Here is a 20,068-nt window from a genome sequence, read left to right as displayed (position 1 = left end):
GCAATAAAAATAGCAGGGCGAATCGTAATTGAATTTGCTCCTGCTATTTTTTGATGAACAAGGGATTTATTGGAATATTTAACAAAAGGTTGTATAGTATGATAGATAATTTAGTAGTTCGTTATTCAACGGGCAGGATTGTTGAACAAGAGTACCATACATAAAGAGAGCTATAACTATGTTTTTATTTAGTGAAAAATTCCAATTTTGATTTACAATTAATAAAGAAAATAACTAGAAAGGAGCAAAAAATGATTGTTTCCATTTGTGGGATAACAGGTAGCTATGCAGAAACGGCGGCACTAGAAATGTTAGGTGAAAATATATCCTTCTTGTACTGTAATAGTTTTTATAGTGCTCTGGATTCAGTTAAAAATAAACGGTCAGATTATGCAGTATTACCCGTTAAAACATCAAATTCGGGTTATGTATCAGAGGTGAATGACTTGCTTTCTTCTGGTAATTGGGCTGTTAAGCAAAAAATTGACCTTAATACACACCATTGTCTTATGGCTTTAAAAGGTCAAGAATTAAATAGTATAAAAACAGTTTATTCTCAACCAAAGGCACTTCAAGAGTGTGAAATTTATCTAAGACAGTTGAATGTCACATTTCAAGAGTTTTTTAATACGGCTGCTAGTGCTAAGTACATTGCAGAGAATAAATTATTAAATACGGCAGCGATTGCTTCTAAACAGTCTGCTCAACTTTATGGATTAGAAATCCTAGCTGAAAATATTGAAAATAACAGTGATGTCACAACTTTTTATGTTTTAGGTTAATAGGTAGTTCGAATGCAAATAATCTTCTTCAACTAAGGTGCGATTGTTCAAATAGAGCTGTCGTTTCATCTATTTAATAAGCATTGTGCAATATTACTATTAGACAAAAAACAAGGGTGAAAGGTGTATTTCACATGAATATAGAGATTTTAGTGAGTTTACTATTGAGTTATTTTCCTCGCTTATACTATCTGATTTAGAGTAAGTAATTCAAAAAGGTAATTCCTCTATCCGAAAACAAGAGAAAGAAATAATTACTGAGTGGTTAATGTGGGTTGATGATAATAGAAACCTATTTTTATGATACCTTTGATTTAATTGAAAAACAGTTTGAAAGTGATTTAGGTGCAATGCCTATATGGAAATCTGATAAAGAAATTTAAGAAAAAGTATTGAATGGATTTAGTGGATATATTTAGGGGGAGTAGTTAATGATTTTGGTTAGTTCTTGTTTAGCTGGATTAGAAGTAAGGTATAACGGTACACATAGCTTGGATAATAGGATAAGTAAATTAGTTGGAGAGAATAAAGCTGTTACTATCTGTCCCGAACTGCTTGGTGGGTTTTCAACTCCAAGGGAACCTGCTGAAATAGTAGGAGGAGACGGAGAAGATGTACTGGATGGGAAGGCTAAAGTGGTTGAGAAATCTGGTAATGACGTAACCGAACTTTATATAAAAGGAGCTTATGCTACTTTAGAAAAAGCTAAAAAAATTAACGCAACAATAGTTGTTCTCAAAGAGAATAGCCCATCCTGTGGCAGTTCAATGATTTATAACGGTGATTTTAATGGTAAAAAAATTGTTGGAAACGGAGTTACTTCAGCCTTACTTAAAAGGAATGGTTTACAAGTAATTTCAGAAGAACAATTTGTTGAAAATTACTTTTAGCTATTCAACTCCCTCAGTTAGATTCTATTTACTCGCAAATGCTAGCGGGGCAGTTATGTGGAAGAAGGATTGTCTGTTAGTAATGGTGAATTATTTTCTTGCTTTTAAGGATGGTGTTACATTGATGTGGAAAGATTATATAAGTTCAGTATCAAGAGAGTATTCTTTTAAACCACCAGCGACTAATATTGAAATAAATCATATTAAAAAGGAATTAAATGTGGAATTACCTAAAAAGTTATTTGAGTTATTTAGTGAAACAAATGGAGTATTTGATAGTTTTGACTGTCCTATAATATGGTCAACTTCCCAAATCGTAAAGGACAATATATTTTTAAGAAATTTTGATGATTACAAAGACATCTACATGCCATTTGAACATTTATTATTTTTTTCAGATGCTGGAAATGGCGATTTATTCGGTTATAGAATATTAAATGGCAGTATTCAAACGGATGATATTTATGTTTGGAACCATGAAGATGATAGCAGAATGTGGGTTGCTCCTTCATTAGAAGTTTTTATTAAAGATTGGATAACAGGTGAAATTTCTATTTAGATACTCCTTTGCTTATTAAAGTAATGGGTGCTTTACTTTAATAAGGCGAATACAACCTAGTTTCACTATCAAGCAGATTAGCTCAAAAAGGCTATAAAGGGGTGTTTATAATTGTTAATGATTTTAAGAGTAATTTTTGCAGTGATCGCTGCTTTTATTGCAGGATATGGCTTGATTACTAAGAATTTTGAGTTCCAATCATATATGATGTTTTTCTTAAGTTTAATGATGTTAGTAATGGGATTAGAAGAATTTCGGAAAGAACGAAAAGTTATGGGTTGGATAAGCATTGTTGCATTTTTATTTGTATTATTTGTATCACTTCAAGGCTTCTTCTTGAACTAACTGGTGCTTATTTTGAATTAGTGTTTTTTTACATCTAGTAATAGAAGTCATTATTATTTAATTTATGAAACCATTCAAAAAGTGGTAAAACGATAGTAAGTGGGCGATTGTATGAAAAAAATAGATGCACAGGCTGCAAAGGTTTTGGCAGAAGATCAGTCCTTTGAATTAAACGGGCGAAAGTATAAAATTGTGGCGATTGATAATAAACATGACTATGTAACAACTGTAGCTGAAGATGTTGAAAGAGACCCAGAGTTAAAACGGAAATTATTACAGGCTAAAAAGGACATAGAAGAAGGTAATTATTATACCTCGGAAGAAATGCGAGAAATGATACGGAGCGGTCAAGCATAAGATGAGGTTTATTTGGTTAGAGAACACAAAGGAATTATTTGAAAATATTAAAAGTAAACATTTTTCTTATAGTGAAACCGTTGAATACAAATTAAACTTGTTAGAGCGTATTGAAGGGAAAATTATAACACAGGCACAAGTACAAGAGCAGATAAACCTGAATGGAAAGGAACTCATAAAGTTCTCGTAGATAAATTTGTTATTTACTATTCCTTTTCTGATGACAATCGTGTTTTATTGAATATTTTAAGCACTCTAGTCAGCATTATTAAGCTATCCTTAATTGTTAAGGATAGCATTTTTGTGTTTCGCTATGCGATTGAAATTTTAAGATACCATAGGTGTTGATAAATAAGGCTTTACAGATATTATTAATATTACTATAACTGTGCTAAAGGGAGTGTTTTGCACCCGAAAAGAGAACCCCTTATTATCACTAGGGTAATGCTTTTTTATCCATTAATTTTCCTAAGAAGTTCCGGTAATTCCGATAGGCTTTGAATCTCATGGGTAGGAGTTACGGTATGTACATCTTTTTCTTCTCGATTAATCCAAACAGACGGAATACCAGCTTGAGATGCCCCGAGGATATCGGTCAACAAATTATCACCCACCATTATTACCTCATCTGGAGAAAGGGAAACAAGTTCTAATGCATGGGTAAAAATACTAGGATCTGGTTTACCAATTCCAAAGTCCCCGGAAATGACGATATGTTCAAAATAGGGAACAAGCTCAGGCGTAATCGTGAGTTTTGTATTTTGAAGTTGTGGAGAACCATTCGTTAATAAGAGTAGGCGATAATCTTTTTGAAGTTCTTCTAGCACTTGTAAACTATCCTCATAAAGAAAAGGACTAGAATGTCTCATGTTAGGGAAAATCTCGGCAAGCTCTTCACCTAAATTAGGATCATCAAAGCCAAGAGCAAATAATCCTTTCGTCCAAGCATCTATTTGATATTGAGGGATGATTTCACTCATTGTAACAAACTCATCTTTTCCATCTTGAAACTTACCCCAAAGCCCCTCAAAAGGGTTAATTCCAATTTTTTTCGTAAAAGAATAAAAAGAATAGGATTGGTAAAGCTTTGTTGCTTCTTCTCGTACAGCAACTTCTAATTTTTCAGGATTAACTCCTACGCGATCTTCCGCTACTTGGCATGTTTTTTGGAATGCTACTTGTACACTTCTTTTATCCCATAGCAGTGTATCATCTAAATCTAAAAATACGGCCTTAATCATGATAGATCCCCTCCCTGTTTTATTATCTATTATACAATAGGAACAGAACTGGACCATCTGTATCTACATAATTTGTACATTAAATCGCAAATAGATTATAATGGCGTTATCATGCTTGATAAGAATATGGTCCCATATTCTTTACTAAAAAAGCTACGGACTGATATGTAACAAGCTAACAGTGCGAATAAAGCACAGCGGATTTGCTGTGCTTTTTCTTCCTAAAAAGATAGAAGTATTTGAGGTGTCCAATATGAATAATCGAACACAATTCATAACGGGATTGATTCATTTTGCCATATATAGTGTATTACTCTTAGGTACCATGATGGTTCCAGCAATTGAGCTAATCACTGTATTTGTTTTACCGATCCCGTTTCTTTTATTTACGTCTAAGTATGGCTGGAAATCTGGCCTTGTATTTGGTCTTATTACAGTCTCCTTCACGACCATTTTATTATCAGTAGTGACCGTTCCTTTTAGTTTAGTCGCTGCAATTGGGGGAACGATGATTGGGGAATCCATTCATCAGAAACGCGGAGCTTATGAAACATGGGCAAGAGGTTCGCTAGGTGCCATCGTTGGTATCATGTTAAGCTTCCTCTTCATCCAATCGGTATTTTCTATCAATATCGTGGAGGAGATCCGACAATCGATACATGAATCCATTGAGACTAGTGAAGAAATGCTAAGTTCCTTTGGTTTAGATTCTTCAGAAGCGAACATGGATTTAGTTCTAGATCAGATGCTTCATGTGTTAGACTTACTTCCAGTCGTAATCGCGGTTATTGGAATCCTTTTAGCGTTTATTACGCAATGGATAGGCTATAAAGTGACGTATCTAGTGGAAAAAAGAAAATTATTGTTTCCTCCGTTCCGTCAATTTCGATTACCAGTTTCGGTTGTTTGGTTTTACTTTATCGGAATTGTGCTTATGTGGTTCGTGACAGAGGATTCTGGAATGATGTATCAAGCTGCTATTAACATCAGTAATTTGGCTGGTTTTTTGGTGACTTTGCAAGGCTTATCTTTTGTCTTCTTTTATACGCATAAGAAAAGGTTGTCAAAGGCAATTCCAGTTATTACTATAGTGATTGCGGTTCTTTTTCCCTTTATAGGACTGTATCTTGTGAGAATCTTAGGTATAATTGACTTAGGTTTCGGATTAAGAGACCTATTATCGGATGAAAAGAAAAAATAGGTCACATGGGACGTCAGCGGGATAAGGGCTTTGAAGTCCGTTGCAAAAGATTTAAAATAACGTACTTCCCTGTCTAAAAGGTTCCAGATAGCTCGGAGTATAGTTTTGTAGGAGCTGAAGTGTATGCCTGACTTTATTAAAAAGCCATCAGTGAGTGGCCATTTACAAATTATATATATTTTATCCGTCATTTTCCTAGGCTTTATCTGGTATTTTCAATGGATATTAGGCCTCATTATGACGGGATTGCTCATTGCGTCCATCTACTACAGCGTAAGAATGGAACGTAATATTGTTGTGGAAACGGAAGAGTATATTAGCACATTGTCTCATCGGGTTAAGAAGGTGGGAGAAGAAGCTTTACTGGAAATGCCAATCGGGATCGTGCTTTTCAGTGAGGATTTTTTAATGGAATGGGTAAATCCTTACATGAATCAGTTTACGGAAGACGAGACGTTAGTAGGTAAATCTTTACGTGAACTTTCTGATGATATCGTTATGGCTATTAAAGAAGATAAAAACGATATGTGGCTACCAATTGATGAGTACAATTTTCAAATTTTGATCAAAAAAGAAGAGCGTCTGCTTTACTTTTTTGATCGCACGAAGCAAAAGGAAATTCAAAATCTGTACCTAAATGAACAAACGATTCTAGGCATTATTTTTCTAGATAACTATGAAGAGATTACACAAGCGATGGATGATACGGCCAAGAGTCAAATTAACTCTCGCGTAACATCCATTCTCAATGAGTGGTCCAATCAATATGGCATTTATTTAAAACGTACGTCACAAGAGCGATTTCTCGCTGTGATGAACAAACAGATATTAGGAGAATTGGAGAAATCCAAATTTGAAATTCTGGATGAAGTTCGTGAACTAATTTCAGATCGAAATGTTCCTCTTACTTTAAGTATTGGCGTAGGCTCTGGAGAGGTATCCTTGCCAACGCTTGGAGAATTGGCACAGTCTAGCTTAGATTTAGCACTTGGACGTGGTGGGGACCAAGTGGCCATTAAAGAAGAGTCGGGCAAGGTTCGATTCTACGGTGGAAAAACGAATCCGATGGAAAAGAGAACGCGAGTGCGTGCACGAGTGATTTCTCATGCATTAAAGCAGTTAGTTAGTGAAAGTGATAAGGTCCTTATTATGGGGCATAAGTCACCGGATATGGACTCAATAGGAGCGGCCATCGGTATTTTAAAGATTGCTCAAGCCAATGATGTCGATGGATACATCGTACTGGATCATGACGATATTGATACAGGGGTTCAACGTCTCATTGAAGAGATTCAATTAGATGAGGACTTGTGGTCACACTTTACCTCACCAGACCATGCAATGGATGCTGTCTCGAAAAATACGTTATTAGTAGTGGTCGATACACATAAACCATCCTTAGTAGTAGAACCGAAGCTTTTAAACAAATCGGAGCATGTTGTTGTCATTGACCACCATCGTAGAGCAGAAGAATTCATTGAAAATCCAACGCTTGTGTACATGGAGCCATATGCTTCTTCTACAGCAGAATTGGTGACAGAGTTATTAGAGTATCAGCCGAAGAGCTTGAAACTTAATATGCTAGAATCAACGGCACTTTTATCTGGAATTATTGTAGATACGAAAAGCTTTACACTTCGTACCGGATCGCGGACATTTGATGCCGCATCCTATCTTCGCTCAAAAGGAGCGGATACGGTACTTGTGCAGAAGTTTATGAAAGAAGATTTAGATCTATTTATAGAAAGAAGTCACTTAATTGAAAACACAAAAATTTATCGAGATGGGATTGCCATTTCGGTAGGAGAGCCTGGCAAAACCCTCGGTCCGGTTATTATTGCACAAGCAGCGGATACTTTGCTTACGATGAGCGGTATTGTGGCTTCGTTTGTGATATCGGAACGTTCCGATGGACGAATTGGAATTAGTGCACGTTCCTTAGGGGATGTGAATGTACAAATTATTATGGAAAAAATGAACGGTGGCGGGCATCTCACAAATGCTGCTACTCAAATAGATGAAGGATCATTAGAAGAGGCACGTGAACAATTGACGGCCATTATTGACGAGTATTTCGAAGGGGGAGACTCAGAATGAAAGTAATTTTTCTAGAGGATGTAAAAGGTAAAGGGAAAAAAGGAGACGTCAAAAACGTATCCGACGGGTATGCAAGAAATTATTTGTTGAAAAACAACCTTGCTCTAGAAGCAACAGGCGGAAATATGAAAGCACTACAAGCACAAAAAAATAAAGAAAAACAACTTGCTCAAGAAGAAGTAGAAGATGCGAAGAAATTAAAAGCAACGATTGAGAATTTATCGGTTGAATTGAAAGCAAAATCCGGAGAAGGCGGCCGTTTATTCGGTTCGATTACGAGCAAACAAATCGCGGATGAATTGAAAAAGTCGCATAAGATTAAATTGGATAAACGTAAAATCGAATTAGATAATCCAATCCGAGCATTAGGCTATACGAATGTACCAGTTAAATTACATCCAGAAGTAACGGGTACGATTAAAGTACACGTGACGGAAGAATAAGAAAGAATGGGCTTCACCTACGAAGATTCATTAGAGTTGAAGGAGGAAACGCACAATGAGTGAAGAGTGGAATGATCGTAGACCACCCCATAATATAGAAGCAGAACAAGCGGTGCTCGGTGCGATATTTCTTGAACCAGAGGCCCTTTCAAGAGCGTCTGAAATTCTAACTCCAGATGATTTTTATCGAGCTAGTCACCAACGAATTTTTAGCGTAATGGTTAGTTTATCGGATAAAGGCGAACCGATTGATATCGTTACCGTTACAACGGCTTTAGCGAACGCTAAGCTGTTGGACGAAGTAGGTGGAGTCTCTTATCTTAGTGATCTAGCAAACTCGGTGCCAACTGCAGCGAACATCGAATACTATAGTAGAATTGTAGACGAAAAGGCGTTACTGCGCAGATTGATACGAACCGCAACGGATATCGTGACAGACAGCTTTGATAAAGAAGACGAAGTCGACGATGTAGTGAATGAAGCGGAGAAAAACATACTAGAAGTCTCTCAGCGAAAAAATTCAGGAGCTTTTAAAAATATTAAAGATGTTCTAATCGACGTTTATGATGATATTGAAAAGCTTCATCATCATAACGCATCCGTAACGGGTGTTCCGACAGGCTATCGAGACCTGGATAAAATAACCTCAGGTTTCCAACGAAATGATTTGATTATCATTGCGGCACGTCCATCTGTCGGGAAGACCGCTTTTGCGTTGAATATTGCTCAAAACGTCGCCATCCATGCGCAAGAGAATGTCGCTATCTTTAGTTTGGAGATGGGTGCAGAGCAACTTGTTTCCCGTATGCTTTGTGCGGAAGGAAATATTGATGCACAGCGACTTCGTACAGGTAGTCTTGAGGCAGAGGACTGGAGCAAGTTGACGATGGCGATGGGAAGTCTATCCAATGCCGGTATTTATATAGATGATACTCCGGGTATTCGGGTAAGTGAAATTCGCTCCAAATGTAGAAGGTTAAAGCAAGAAGGCGGACTTGGAATGATCCTGATTGATTACCTTCAACTGATTCAAGGTAGTGTCAATTCCAAAGAAAACAGACAACAAGAGGTATCGGAAATTTCGAGATCCTTAAAAGCATTAGCTAGGGAACTAAATGTACCGCTGATTGCCTTGTCTCAGCTTTCCCGTGGAGTAGAACAAAGACAGGATAAGCGTCCAATGATGTCCGACTTACGTGAATCGGGAAGTATTGAGCAAGACGCCGATATCGTTGGATTCCTATACCGTGATGATTACTACGATAAAGAGTCTGAGAAACAAAACATTATAGAAATCATTCTAGCAAAGCAACGTAACGGTCCAGTCGGTACCGTAGAGCTGGCCTTCGTGAAGGAATATAATAAATTCGTCGATCTCGACCATCGATATCAAGAAAGTGATATCCCACCAGTCGGGGCAGGCGCATAATAGAAGTGAGATAAGAAACACTATGAAAAATGTAGTGTTTCTTTTTTTTTACGACAAATTTCGAGCTATTTCGGGTGGTGCCTGGCACTCTCCAAAATAGACGAACAAATTTTATGTATCATCTAGATAATGTTCGTGAATTTCAATTGACATTCGATTTTCTGATTGGTAAACTTAGCATATTGTGAGTAAAACGCAAATATTAGAATAGAAGGCGGGGGTGCCTACATGTCTTCAGTAGTTGTAGTAGGAACACAGTGGGGCGATGAAGGAAAAGGGAAGATAACGGACTTTCTTTCCCAAAATGCAGAGGTTGTAGCACGTTACCAAGGCGGTAATAATGCGGGACATACGATTAAATTTGATGGTGTAACATACAAGCTACATCTTATTCCATCCGGTATCTTTTTCGAGGATAAAATTTGTGTACTCGGAAATGGAATGGTGATCGATCCAAAAGCGTTAGTGGAAGAGTTAGCTTATTTACATAACAAAGGAGTTAACACGGACAACCTTAGAATTTCCAATCGTGCACACGTGATTTTGCCTTATCACCTTGCTCTAGATATTTTACAAGAAGAAGAAAAAGGAATTAATAAAATTGGAACGACGAAAAAAGGAATCGGTCCTGCCTATATGGATAAAGCGGCTCGTGTCGGAATTCGTATAGCGGATTTATTGGATAAAGAAGCATTTAAAGAAAAATTGGAACAAAACCTAAAAGAAAAGAATCGTCTATTCGAAAAGCTTTATGAAAAAGAGCCAATGACCGTGGATAGCATCCTTGATGAGTACTATGAATACGGGCAGCAGGTAGCGAAGTATGTATGTGATACGTCCGTCGTCTTAAACGATGCACTAGATGACGGCAGAAGAGTGCTTTTCGAAGGGGCACAAGGGGTTATGCTGGATATCGACCAAGGAACATATCCATTTGTTACATCCTCCAATCCGATTGCTGGTGGGGTTACCATTGGTTCTGGTGTTGGCCCATCTAAAATTGAGCATGTAGTAGGAGTTTCTAAAGCCTATACAACAAGAGTGGGAGATGGCCCATTCCCAACAGAACTCAACAATGAAATTGGAGATCAGATTCGTGAAGTAGGTCGTGAATACGGAACGACTACTGGAAGACCACGTCGTGTCGGCTGGTTTGATAGTGTTGTTGTAAGACATGCTCGCAGAGTTAGTGGAATAACGGATCTTTCCTTGAATTCTCTGGATGTTTTAACAGGGATTGAAACACTGAAAATCTGTACGGCTTATGAATACGAAGGAAAGGTAATGGAAGAGTTCCCAGCAAGCTTAAAAGTATTGGGTAAATGCAAGCCAATCTACGAAGAGCTTCCTGGTTGGACAGAAGACATTACAGGGGCTAAAAACTTAGATGAGTTACCAGATAACGCACGACATTATTTAGAGCGCGTGTCTCAACTGACAGGTATTCCGCTATCTGTTTTCTCAGTAGGTCCAGATCGTACACAAACGAATGTTGTACGAAGTGTGTATGCAAAATAAACAAAAAGAAGGCCAAGTACGAAATTTCAAATCACATAACAAATAGAATGTGTTTAAGTATCATCTTTAACACTCGATTTAACCCGCAAAGCGCTAGGAGCAAACGTATCCATGTGTTTTGCGGGTTATTTAGATTATCTTGTTCAACTAAACTGCTTGAGATGAATAAATAGTAACTAAAATAATGATAATAAGAAATAAAGGATGTGAGTAGTATGAAGAATGAAGAAATTGTGATTGAGGAACTAAATACTTTGTTAAGAGGTACATATTTGGGGATACGTGCGCTAGAACACCATATTCAAAAGCTAGAAAGTATTGAATTAAAGCGGGAGTTTCAATCTATGCAACAGGAGGCTAAACAGAGTGCTCAAAAACTTGCAGAACGAATCCAAAATTTAGAGGGCGTTCCTGCTGACAGTGAAGGCGTATCTGGAAGAATACACAGCTTTATGCATAATTTGATGCTATCTGAAAATACGAGGGATATTATGGACGATGCTTTAAAAGGGCTAGAAAATTATGGTGTTCATTACTCAGAGGAGGTTGTTAAGGGAGATTTAGATCTAGAAAGTAAAAGAATCGTCGAGGAAGTTATTGATAGTAATCGTAGGCATGCTGAAAAGTTAAGACAATTACTTCACTAACTTTTCATTATTTCTCCACCAAAAGGGAACTACTTACACATATCTCATTACGTATAGATATCACTTGTCCGGCGGAATCTAGTAAAGGTTGAAGGGGAGCAAAGCAACAAGAAAGTTTCACAGTAGTAGTATGGCCGAGCCGTGCCCGCGGAAAGCGGGTCCATACAGCGAAAATCAACTTAGTCTACGTTTCTTAAGCTTTTAATACAGTATTTTGGTTCATTCGGACTAGGAATACTAGTAAATTATAGGAAAATCCACCCAATTCACCTCTAATCTTGTAACAAAAATGAAATGTTTCCCCCTCCAAAACCTACCAATTAGTAACATTTTTCACCTTTTTTTCTCTTTTACAATGCCGAATAGGCGATAAATGGAAGTTATTATACAGTTCTATTACAATAGCTTGAAAACTATTTCATTCTGCCTATTTCCTATGGTAGATTAGGTAAGTAGAAAAAAGGATGCTAGTTTTGAAGAGTAAACTAGTAGGGTTTTATAGGAGGATTTTTTCCATGTGGAACGACAAGTATGACCAAAAGATAAAGCACATTAATAGGAAGCAACCAGCCTATAGCATAATAAAGAAAACAGCTATTACGACTTGCATCGGGTTAAGCTTAACCTTCCAGGTCGCTTATGCAGAAGAGAACAGTGACTTGTCTACTGTCTATCACGTGTACGTGAATGGAGATCACCTTGGTACTGTAGATAGTAAAGAAGTCATTGAAACATATGTAGAAAAACGTCTAAATGAACAAGAAAAGAAAAATAAAGATTACGCTTATACCATTGGTGAAAATATTTCCTATATTCCTGAAAAAGTATTTAATCATCAATCAGAGAACAGTGACGTGATAAACGCACTAGGTGACGAGCTTTCTATTAAGGTAAATGCTTACGAGTTAAAAATCGGGGATAAAGTAGTCGGATTCTTTAAATCGGAAGAGGAAGCAAATCTTGCGTTAACCGAGCTGAAAGAAAAGTACGTAAAGCCGGAAGTATTAAAGCAATTGGAACAATCTGCGGTTCTCAGCGCAAAAGAAGTAGCTCCGGATTCTAAACAGGCAGCTCCGACAGCGAAGAAAGAACTTTCTGTAGGAGAATCTATGATTACAAACGTAGTTTTTTCAGAAGAGGTTGCGATTTCTCAACAAAAATCGAACGAAAAAGATATTTTAACGGTAGAACAGGGCTTAAAGCTCCTTCAAAAAGGGACGTTAACGGAAAAAGTTCATAAAGTAAAAGAAGGCGAAGTTCTAGGTGCAATTGCAGCCAAGTACAACCTAGATACAGAAAAACTACTAGAATTAAATCCGAAAATAACCGAAGAAACCCTTTTACAAATCGATCAAAAACTTAACGTAACAGATTACGAACCATTCCTAGATGTTGTAGTAAAAGAAGAAAAGCTTGTGGACGAAGAGATTGCTTATGAAAAAGAAGTCATTGAGTCTGATGAGCTTTATAAAGGACAAACAAAGGTTAAACAAGAAGGACAGAATGGATCAAAACGTGTTCATTACTTAGTAGAGAAAGTAAACGGAAACGTTGCTTCGCAAAAAGTATTAGATGAACAAGTAACGAAGGAACCTGTCAAGGAAGTTATCATAAAAGGAACGAAGGTAGTACCATCTAGAGGAACAGGCAATCTTCAATGGCCAGCCGTCGGTGGATTTATCACAAGTGGGCAAGGCTCACGATGGGGCTCTTATCATAAAGGAATAGATATCTCAGGTGTTGGCAACCGTAGCATTTTAGCAGCCGATAACGGAACAGTCGTTTCTGCTGGTTGGGACGATGGTGGATATGGAAATAAAATTATTATCGACCACAACAACGGTTACCGAACTGTATATGCGCACCTTTCATCAATTAGTGTCAGTTCCGGACAAACCGTGACACAAGGAACGAAAATTGGAGTAATGGGTTCTACCGGAAACTCCACTGGTGTTCACTTACATTTTGAACTATATAAAAACGGCGCACTAGTTAACCCATCTGGTCAGTTTTAATCCAGTTGCATAAGAGGCTGGGACAAAAGAGTTATAATCCTAATAAAATCCGAACTATGGTTCGAAATCTATCATTAGAATTCGAATCAGTTCGGATTTTTCTTTTAGGGTGTTCTTGTTAACTTTGTTGCTAATAAAAATATAAATTGCGACACAGTGGGTGAAGCTATATGCCAGCGCTCCGGCAGAATACTCCGCTTTCTGCCTTCGTAAGTTACTATTTTATAATTTAGTAAAATTTGTAGCCGGAAGCAGATAATTAAATCCTCTACATAATAGGAAACCCTATTCAAAAATTATTAGTCTGATAACTATGGGTTGGGTTGCTATCTTAATAAGTTTTCACTTACTAATTACTTAAAAATTATTTTATCCGTTCGGAACTTTCTTTGTCAGCTACTTACGGCATGTTGATTGGAGCGGAGGGCTAGTCGACTCCTGTGGGAACAGCACGAGGTGAAGACCCCACAGTGAGCGATCTTTGCGAGCGAGGAGGCTGAGGCCGTGTCCACGGAAAGCGACTGCCCGTAGCGGAAATCAACATCGCGTGTATATCGAGCAGTTATTAAACCGATGGTTTTTTGTTTAACTTTTTTACATCGCAATTTATATCAATTATGAATGAAAATCCAATCATTTAAATTAACATTCTAAGCTTCTTATTCTGTAATCGTTCGTCTTAAGAGTGGGATAGTTTTGTTCAAGCCTCTTTCCTGTTATTCCAATGTACTGTAAATATATGGACTATCGAAAGACTTTTTCGTTAAAGTACGTTAAAATAAAGAGGAGTTTAAGTAGGAACAGGAGTGAGTATATGGCTCAAAAGATTTTGGTTGTAGACGATGAAAAACCAATTGCAGATATATTGAAATTCAACTTAGAAAAAGAAGGCTATGAAGTAATCTGTGCGTATGACGGAGACGAGGCAATCGAATTAACCTTATCCGAAAACCCAGACTTGCTTCTCTTAGATATTATGCTACCAAATAAAGATGGCAATGAGGTTTGTCGTGAAGTGCGAAAAACTCATAACATGCCAATCATTATGATTACAGCAAAGGATTCAGAAATTGATAAAGTATTAGGCTTAGAGCTTGGTGCAGATGATTATGTAACGAAGCCGTTCAGTAATCGAGAAGTCATTGCACGAGTAAAAGCCAATTTACGTAGACAACAACAAATTCCAGAAGATACGTCTAGAACGAAGGATATCAAAATCAGTAGTTTGGTGATCCATCCCGACGCTTATACCGTAACGAGAGATGGCCAGCAAGTAGAACTGACCCACCGTGAATTTGAACTGCTCCATTATTTAGCGAGACATATCGGGCAAGTCATGACTCGTGAACATTTATTGGAGACTGTATGGGGCTATGACTATTACGGCGATGTTCGTACCGTTGACGTTACTGTACGCCGACTAAGAGAAAAAATTGAAGAAAATCCTAGTAACCCAATGTGGATCGTGACACGAAGAGGGGTAGGATATTATTTGCGAAATCCAGATCAGGAGTAATGATTCATGAAAAAAGTAGGTTTCTTCCAATCGATACAACTGAAGTTCATAGTCGTACTTATCTTGTTATTGCTGCTTGCGATACAGGTGATAGGTGCGTATTTTGTGAGGGGCCTAGAAGAAAGTTTACAAGAAAATTTTGATCAGACGATGGATGAACGAGTAAAAGGGTTAAAAGAGTACCTGGAGCAAGCCTTTTCCAAGGAACGAGCAGAAGGTGGAGAAGGTCCAACCCTACAGCAAGAGGTATCGAGTATTATTGATACGTATGATAGTGAATTGTTTACAGATTTAAAGGTCATAGACAATCAGTACCGGGTCATCGGAACGAATAGCGATCCGGAGCTACTTGGAAAAAGGATTACAGATGAAAGAATTTCAAAATCCCTTCTTTTTGGGACTTCTTCCGAAAAAGAAATGTTAGAACAAGGGACGCTTGATCGTATTCAGGTCCGGAACGTCCCTATTACCAATGGGGAAGAAGTAGTGGGTGCGATTTATATTGTAGCTAGTTTAGAAAGTATATACGATCAGCTACAACGGGTAAATGAGATCTTCATGCAAGGTACCATTATTGCTGTCATCATATCGGCCATTCTAGGAATACTGGTTGCTCGTACGATCACGAAGCCTATATCGGAGATGCGAACACAGGCAAGTATTTTGGCAACAGGGGATTTTTCACAAAAAGTTAATGTCTACGGAAATGATGAGATCGGTCAGCTAGGATCGACCTTCAACGATATGAGCGACCGCCTGAGGCAAGCCCATTTAACGACAGAAGGGGAAAGGCGTAAGCTAAGCTCTGTTTTATCGAACATGTCCGATGGCGTTATTGCCACAGACACATCTGGATTGATTACCTTGATGAATGAATCAGCAGAAGATTTATTAGGAACTAGCTTTGAGGACGTGAAAGGTAAGCTTCTGACCGATGTGCTGAATATGGAAGAAGAAATATCGGATGTGTTAGATACCGAAATAACAGGTTCAAGAATTGTGGACCTCAGTGATGATGAGCAATTCTTTCTCATTCGGGCAAACTTTTCCGCTGTACAAGATGAGGATGAACACGTATCAGGTTTCATTACGGTAATTAGTGATGTAACGGAACAGGAAAAAGTAGAAAAAGAACGTCGTGAATTTGTGTCCAACGTATCCCATGAGCTTCGTACTCCGTTAACGACGATGAGAAGCTATATTGAAGCTTTGACAGATGGGGCATGGGAAGATAAAGAGATTGCGCCAAAATTCTTAAATGTAACGCAAACCGAAACAGATCGAATGATTCGTTTAGTAAATGATCTCTTACAGCTCTCCAAAATGGACAATAAAGGGCATACTCTTTACAAGGAAAAGGTCGATTTTGTTCCGTATTTTCACCACATTATTGACCGATTTGAAATGAATAAATCAGAAGATATCCTTTTTGAGCGTCAGTTACCAAGGGATCATGTCCTTGTGTGGCTAGATAAGGATAAAATGACCCAGGTTATTGATAACATCATTTCCAATGCGGTTAAATATTCACCAGAGGGTGGGAAGATCACCTTCAAAATTGTAAAGGAAAGACGACGTGTGGTCGTAAGCATCACAGACCAAGGTGTCGGCATAGCGAAAGAAAAGCTCGATAAAATATTTGAACGTTTTTATCGTGCGGATAAAGCACGTGCTCGTAATATGGGTGGAACAGGTCTTGGTCTAGCAATTGCCAAGGAATTGGTAGAAGCACATAATGGTCATATTTGGGCAGAAAGTAAAGAAGGGAAAGGGACTACAATTTCCTTTATCCTTCCGCTGATGCAAAAGAAGCGGGGGAATAGATCATGAATGTAGAAACGATTAAATCTATTGTCTTATCAAGCTTGATTGTTCTAAGCCTCATTTTAACATTTGGGATTTGGAATCAAAAACCGAGTAAAGACGTCATGGATGAGGACCGTTTTATTGAGACAGAGATTGGTGGAATAGAAGAAACGAAGAAAAGTCTAATAGAACCTCGTCAAATCATTATGGAAGTAAACGGTAAACATTTTGGTTTGAAAAGTAAAACGGAAGAAGATCAATTCTATGAATATATGCACGAATGGTCCTTGTTTGAAATTGAAACCATGGAGGACTCAAGTATTCCAGACCAAGAAAACCAAGTAGAGGTTGTATTCCCGGTTTCTCTCCCGTTTCAAATCATAAAAGACTTATTTATCGTCGACGAAGCGGAGAATTTAGGAGCTTTTACCGGGGAGTTCGACCGTATGTATATTCTTCCTAATAATAATCAAGGAAATGTTGTCATTCAATTTGTAGATACAAAGACCAATAATAAGATTAAAGCAAACATACAAAATGTAACGGGTGTTCGTGACAGACTGAAAGATTTCCGAGAAAATAAAGAACTAATAGAATATGTTGCCCATCTGGATAGTGATGAATCACCGTACATCTACGTCCCTAGGGAGAATGTTACGCTCTCACGAAGTACGTTTACTGTCTCAAAAACAGATCCAAATCCTTATTTAATAAATGCATTGTTCAATGATCCATCTGTTGTGCGAGAGAGTAATCCAAGTGGCTTACCATCCGAACAAGTATATACCGATTACTTTAGGGAATTAAGACGTTATGAATACTACATGCGTTTTACAGACCCTAAGTATGCAGAAACAGATCCGATGGAAGAGACCGACTTAATTAATCAAAGCTTATTGTATGTTAATAAACACCATGGTTGGACAACGGGGGAAGTCGATGAATATGTATTAGATTCCCTAGAGACCTATCCAAATAAAGTGACCTATCGACTTAACTATATGGAGTACCCAGTCTTTGATAGGCATAAAAACTTGGCGACGATTGATGTTATCATGAGGGGGTCACCAGATGGACAAGGTGTTTATCAATATAACCGACCTCTCATAGAATTAAAGGATTCGATAGGGGGACCTGGTCCAACAGAATTACGCTCTGGTATGGAAGTACTAACTTACATTAATAATAATAGGAATCAGTTTGGTTCGAATATTCAAGACATCACGATAGGGTATCAAATGGAACAAACGGGGGAACAAGATGTATTTAAGTTAACACCGGATTGGTTTATTCTAGACAGCTTAGGCTGGAGAAAAATCAATTTTAAGGATTCGGTAAAAGGAGGCTTAGAGAATGCAGTGGGGACAAATTAAAACACTATTCATTCTCTGCTTTCTCATTTTGGATATTTTCCTTGTTAGACAGTACTTTTTGAATCAGGATGAGGATTTAGGAACGCTTCAAACACCGACTAATGAAGAATTACTAGAAGCAAATGTGGAGGGACTAGATAAGCTTGATAAAGAAATAAGAAAAGAGTCTATCATCACAACCAAACAAGTGGATTTCACAACCCGTGATACCGAATTAGAGGGATTGACGAACCAATCCTTAACCATTTTAGAGGATAACACGCTAGTATCCGCCTTAGACACCCCAGTACCCATTAAAAAGGAAGCAACAGATGAAGAGATAAAGCAGATTGTAACTGGATTCGTCCCGTATGGAGAGCAATACACGTTGTGGGGGAAGAATGAAGCAACCAACACTTTAATCTTGTTTCAGTTAAAAGGCGACAAACCGATTTTCTATAATGAGGGTGGGCTTCTTCTAGTTTTCTTGAATGAAAAAAATGAAGCTATGTATTATATGCAAACGATGCTAGAAGAGATAGATTTAGAGGATCAAGCAGAGCTAGAAAAAGAGATTATGACTCCATACCAAGCGGTTAGTCAGGTATATTTTAATGCGGACAACTTGTTAACCGATGGCTCCGAAATTTTGGAGGTCATGGAAAAACCGACACTGGGCTATTTAACGTTGGCACCTCTATCCGATGGAGAGCAGGTTTTCGCACCGACCTGGAAAATCAATTTTAATGATTCGAACAATTACTTTATTAATGCGATCGAAGGGTTAATCTTAACGAAGGATGAAAACTTCTTTATAAAAGAAACACTTAACGGTGTGGTGGCAAGTATGACAAATAAGCCAATCAAAGAAGAAAATGAAGCATTAAATACAATAAAACAAAAACTTCTACAAGTATTAGATACAACAAATTGGAGTGGAGAAGAATGACGTTATCGTTTAGTGTACTTGCATCAGGAAGTACAGGGAATGCATTCTACGTGGCAACAGAAAAAGAGAAAATTCTTGTAGATGCCGGTTTAAGTGGAAAGGAAATGGAGCGATTGCTTGGGGAAGTGGACATTGATCCGAACTCGTTGACCAAGCTGCTCGTCACCCACGAGCATAGTGATCATATTAAAGGATTAGGAATTATGGCACGTCGCTATAACCTACCGATATATGCCAATGAGAAGACGTGGAAGGCGATGGAAGGTCATATCGGGAAGATTGGCCTAGATCAAAAATTTATTTTTGAAACGAACCAAGTCCAGACATTTGGCGATTTAGATGTAGAATCGTTTGGAGTTTCTCATGATGCTGCTGAGCCGATGTTTTTCACCTTCCATCACAACGGTAAAAAAGTAGCCTTAGTAACCGACTTAGGGTACGTATCCGAGCATATTAAGAAAACGGTAGAAGATGCAGATGCGCTTATATTTGAATCGAATCATGACGTTTCGATGTTAAGAATGGGGCGCTATCCTTGGAATGTAAAACGAAGAATCTTGGGGGATTCGGGTCACGTTTCCAATGATGATTGTGGACTAGCCTTAAGTGATATTATCGGGAATAAAACGAAGCGGATTTACTTGGCGCACCTTAGTAAAGACAACAATATGAAGGATTTAGCGAGGATGTCTGTTTCTAATATCTTGACAGAACGTGGCTTTCAGATTGGAAAGGGCATTGATTTGTGTGATACAGATCCTACCATGCCTACAAGTCTTTATGAAGTCGTTTAGGATGTCCAATTATCTTCTTATGGAAAATTAAACACACTTAACGTGTAAAGATAAACCCATCAGGTAATACTAGAACCGTTGTCCTTATGAACGGATTACTGTCTAAGGAATCAAGACAGAAAGGATT

Annotated in this window: 18 protein-coding genes; 17 read left to right on the top strand and 1 reads right to left on the bottom strand. The window is 37.9% G+C overall.

Annotation, left to right across the window (positions count from 1 at the left end):
* Positions 1–251 precede the first annotated feature (251 nt).
* The 5 genes from KO561_RS19930 (at position 252) to KO561_RS19910 (ending at position 2,933) form a co-directional block, all read left to right on the top strand.
* The gene (locus KO561_RS19930; RefSeq protein ID WP_231095047.1) at positions 252–782 is read left to right on the top strand and encodes a prephenate dehydratase domain-containing protein; all 531 of its coding nucleotides are present in this window, start codon (positions 252–254) and stop codon (positions 780–782) included.
* Positions 783–1,213: 431 nt separating this feature from the next.
* A complete protein-coding gene (locus KO561_RS19925; protein ID WP_231095046.1) occupies positions 1,214–1,672 on the top strand; it encodes a 2-thiouracil desulfurase family protein in 459 nt (152 codons plus the stop codon).
* 124 nt (positions 1,673–1,796) lie between these two features.
* Complete coding sequence (locus KO561_RS19920) at positions 1,797–2,231, top strand: SMI1/KNR4 family protein (protein WP_231097302.1); 435 nt, start codon at positions 1,797–1,799, stop codon at positions 2,229–2,231.
* 117 nt (positions 2,232–2,348) lie between these two features.
* The gene (locus KO561_RS19915) at positions 2,349–2,576 is read left to right on the top strand and encodes a YczI family protein (RefSeq protein WP_331000870.1); all 228 of its coding nucleotides are present in this window, start codon (positions 2,349–2,351) and stop codon (positions 2,574–2,576) included.
* A gap of 111 nt (positions 2,577–2,687) precedes the next feature.
* Positions 2,688–2,933, top strand: a complete 246-nt coding sequence (locus KO561_RS19910; protein WP_231095044.1) for a hypothetical protein — start codon at positions 2,688–2,690, stop codon at positions 2,931–2,933.
* A gap of 452 nt (positions 2,934–3,385) precedes the next feature.
* Here the strand turns inward: KO561_RS19910 and KO561_RS19905 are convergent, their stop codons facing one another.
* Positions 3,386–4,174 carry an HAD family hydrolase gene (locus tag KO561_RS19905; RefSeq protein ID WP_231095043.1) on the bottom strand — a complete coding sequence of 263 codons (789 nt, stop codon included), beginning with the start codon at positions 4,172–4,174 and terminating at the stop codon, positions 3,386–3,388.
* A 253-nt stretch (positions 4,175–4,427) separates the two neighbouring features.
* Between KO561_RS19905 and KO561_RS19900 the strand changes: the two genes are divergently transcribed.
* The 12 genes from KO561_RS19900 to KO561_RS19845 all read left to right on the top strand — a co-directional run bounded on the left by KO561_RS19900 (position 4,428) and on the right by KO561_RS19845 (position 19,941).
* Positions 4,428–5,375, top strand: coding sequence for a YybS family protein (locus KO561_RS19900; RefSeq protein ID WP_231095042.1), 948 nt, complete (start codon positions 4,428–4,430; stop codon positions 5,373–5,375).
* 123 nt (positions 5,376–5,498) lie between these two features.
* On the top strand, positions 5,499–7,472 hold the full coding sequence (locus KO561_RS19895; protein ID WP_231095041.1) for a DHH family phosphoesterase: 1,974 nt from the start codon (positions 5,499–5,501) through the stop codon (positions 7,470–7,472).
* Complete coding sequence (gene rplI, locus KO561_RS19890) at positions 7,469–7,915, top strand: 50S ribosomal protein L9 (RefSeq protein WP_231095040.1); 447 nt, start codon at positions 7,469–7,471, stop codon at positions 7,913–7,915. The genes KO561_RS19895 and rplI overlap by 4 nt, the downstream gene beginning before the upstream one ends.
* 55 nt (positions 7,916–7,970) lie before the next feature.
* Positions 7,971–9,344, top strand: a complete 1,374-nt coding sequence (gene dnaB, locus KO561_RS19885; RefSeq protein ID WP_231095039.1) for a replicative DNA helicase — start codon at positions 7,971–7,973, stop codon at positions 9,342–9,344.
* 228 nt (positions 9,345–9,572) lie between these two features.
* Positions 9,573–10,862 carry an adenylosuccinate synthase gene (locus KO561_RS19880; RefSeq protein WP_231095038.1) on the top strand — a complete coding sequence of 430 codons (1,290 nt, stop codon included), beginning with the start codon at positions 9,573–9,575 and terminating at the stop codon, positions 10,860–10,862.
* A 215-nt stretch (positions 10,863–11,077) separates the two neighbouring features.
* Positions 11,078–11,509 (top strand): DUF2383 domain-containing protein, encoded by a 432-nt coding sequence (locus KO561_RS19875; protein WP_231095037.1) that lies wholly within the window; start codon positions 11,078–11,080, stop codon positions 11,507–11,509.
* Positions 11,510–12,024: 515 nt separating this feature from the next.
* Entirely contained in the window at positions 12,025–13,524 is a 1,500-nt protein-coding gene (locus tag KO561_RS19870) for a M23 family metallopeptidase (protein ID WP_231095036.1), read from the top strand.
* 814 nt (positions 13,525–14,338) lie between these two features.
* The gene (gene yycF, locus KO561_RS19865; protein WP_231095035.1) at positions 14,339–15,040 is read left to right on the top strand and encodes a response regulator YycF; all 702 of its coding nucleotides are present in this window, start codon (positions 14,339–14,341) and stop codon (positions 15,038–15,040) included.
* Positions 15,041–15,046: 6 nt separating this feature from the next.
* Positions 15,047–16,870, top strand: coding sequence for a cell wall metabolism sensor histidine kinase WalK (gene walK, locus KO561_RS19860; RefSeq protein ID WP_231095034.1), 1,824 nt, complete (start codon positions 15,047–15,049; stop codon positions 16,868–16,870).
* The gene (locus KO561_RS19855) at positions 16,867–18,219 is read left to right on the top strand and encodes a YycH family regulatory protein (protein WP_231095033.1); all 1,353 of its coding nucleotides are present in this window, start codon (positions 16,867–16,869) and stop codon (positions 18,217–18,219) included. The genes walK and KO561_RS19855 overlap by 4 nt, the downstream gene beginning before the upstream one ends.
* Positions 18,200–19,147, top strand: a complete 948-nt coding sequence (locus KO561_RS19850; RefSeq protein ID WP_231095032.1) for a two-component system regulatory protein YycI — start codon at positions 18,200–18,202, stop codon at positions 19,145–19,147. The genes KO561_RS19855 and KO561_RS19850 overlap by 20 nt, the downstream gene beginning before the upstream one ends.
* Positions 19,144–19,941: an MBL fold metallo-hydrolase gene (locus tag KO561_RS19845; RefSeq protein WP_231095031.1), complete on the top strand. Its 798-nt coding sequence runs from the start codon at positions 19,144–19,146 to the stop codon at positions 19,939–19,941. The genes KO561_RS19850 and KO561_RS19845 overlap by 4 nt, the downstream gene beginning before the upstream one ends.
* Positions 19,942–20,068 lie beyond the last annotated feature (127 nt).

Origin of the sequence: Radiobacillus kanasensis, from assembly GCF_021049245.1 — a bacterium.
Taxonomy (GTDB): domain Bacteria; phylum Bacillota; class Bacilli; order Bacillales; family Amphibacillaceae; genus Radiobacillus; species Radiobacillus kanasensis.
Note: the sequence above shows the minus strand (reverse complement) of the source record. Positions and strands in the feature narration are given on the sequence as shown.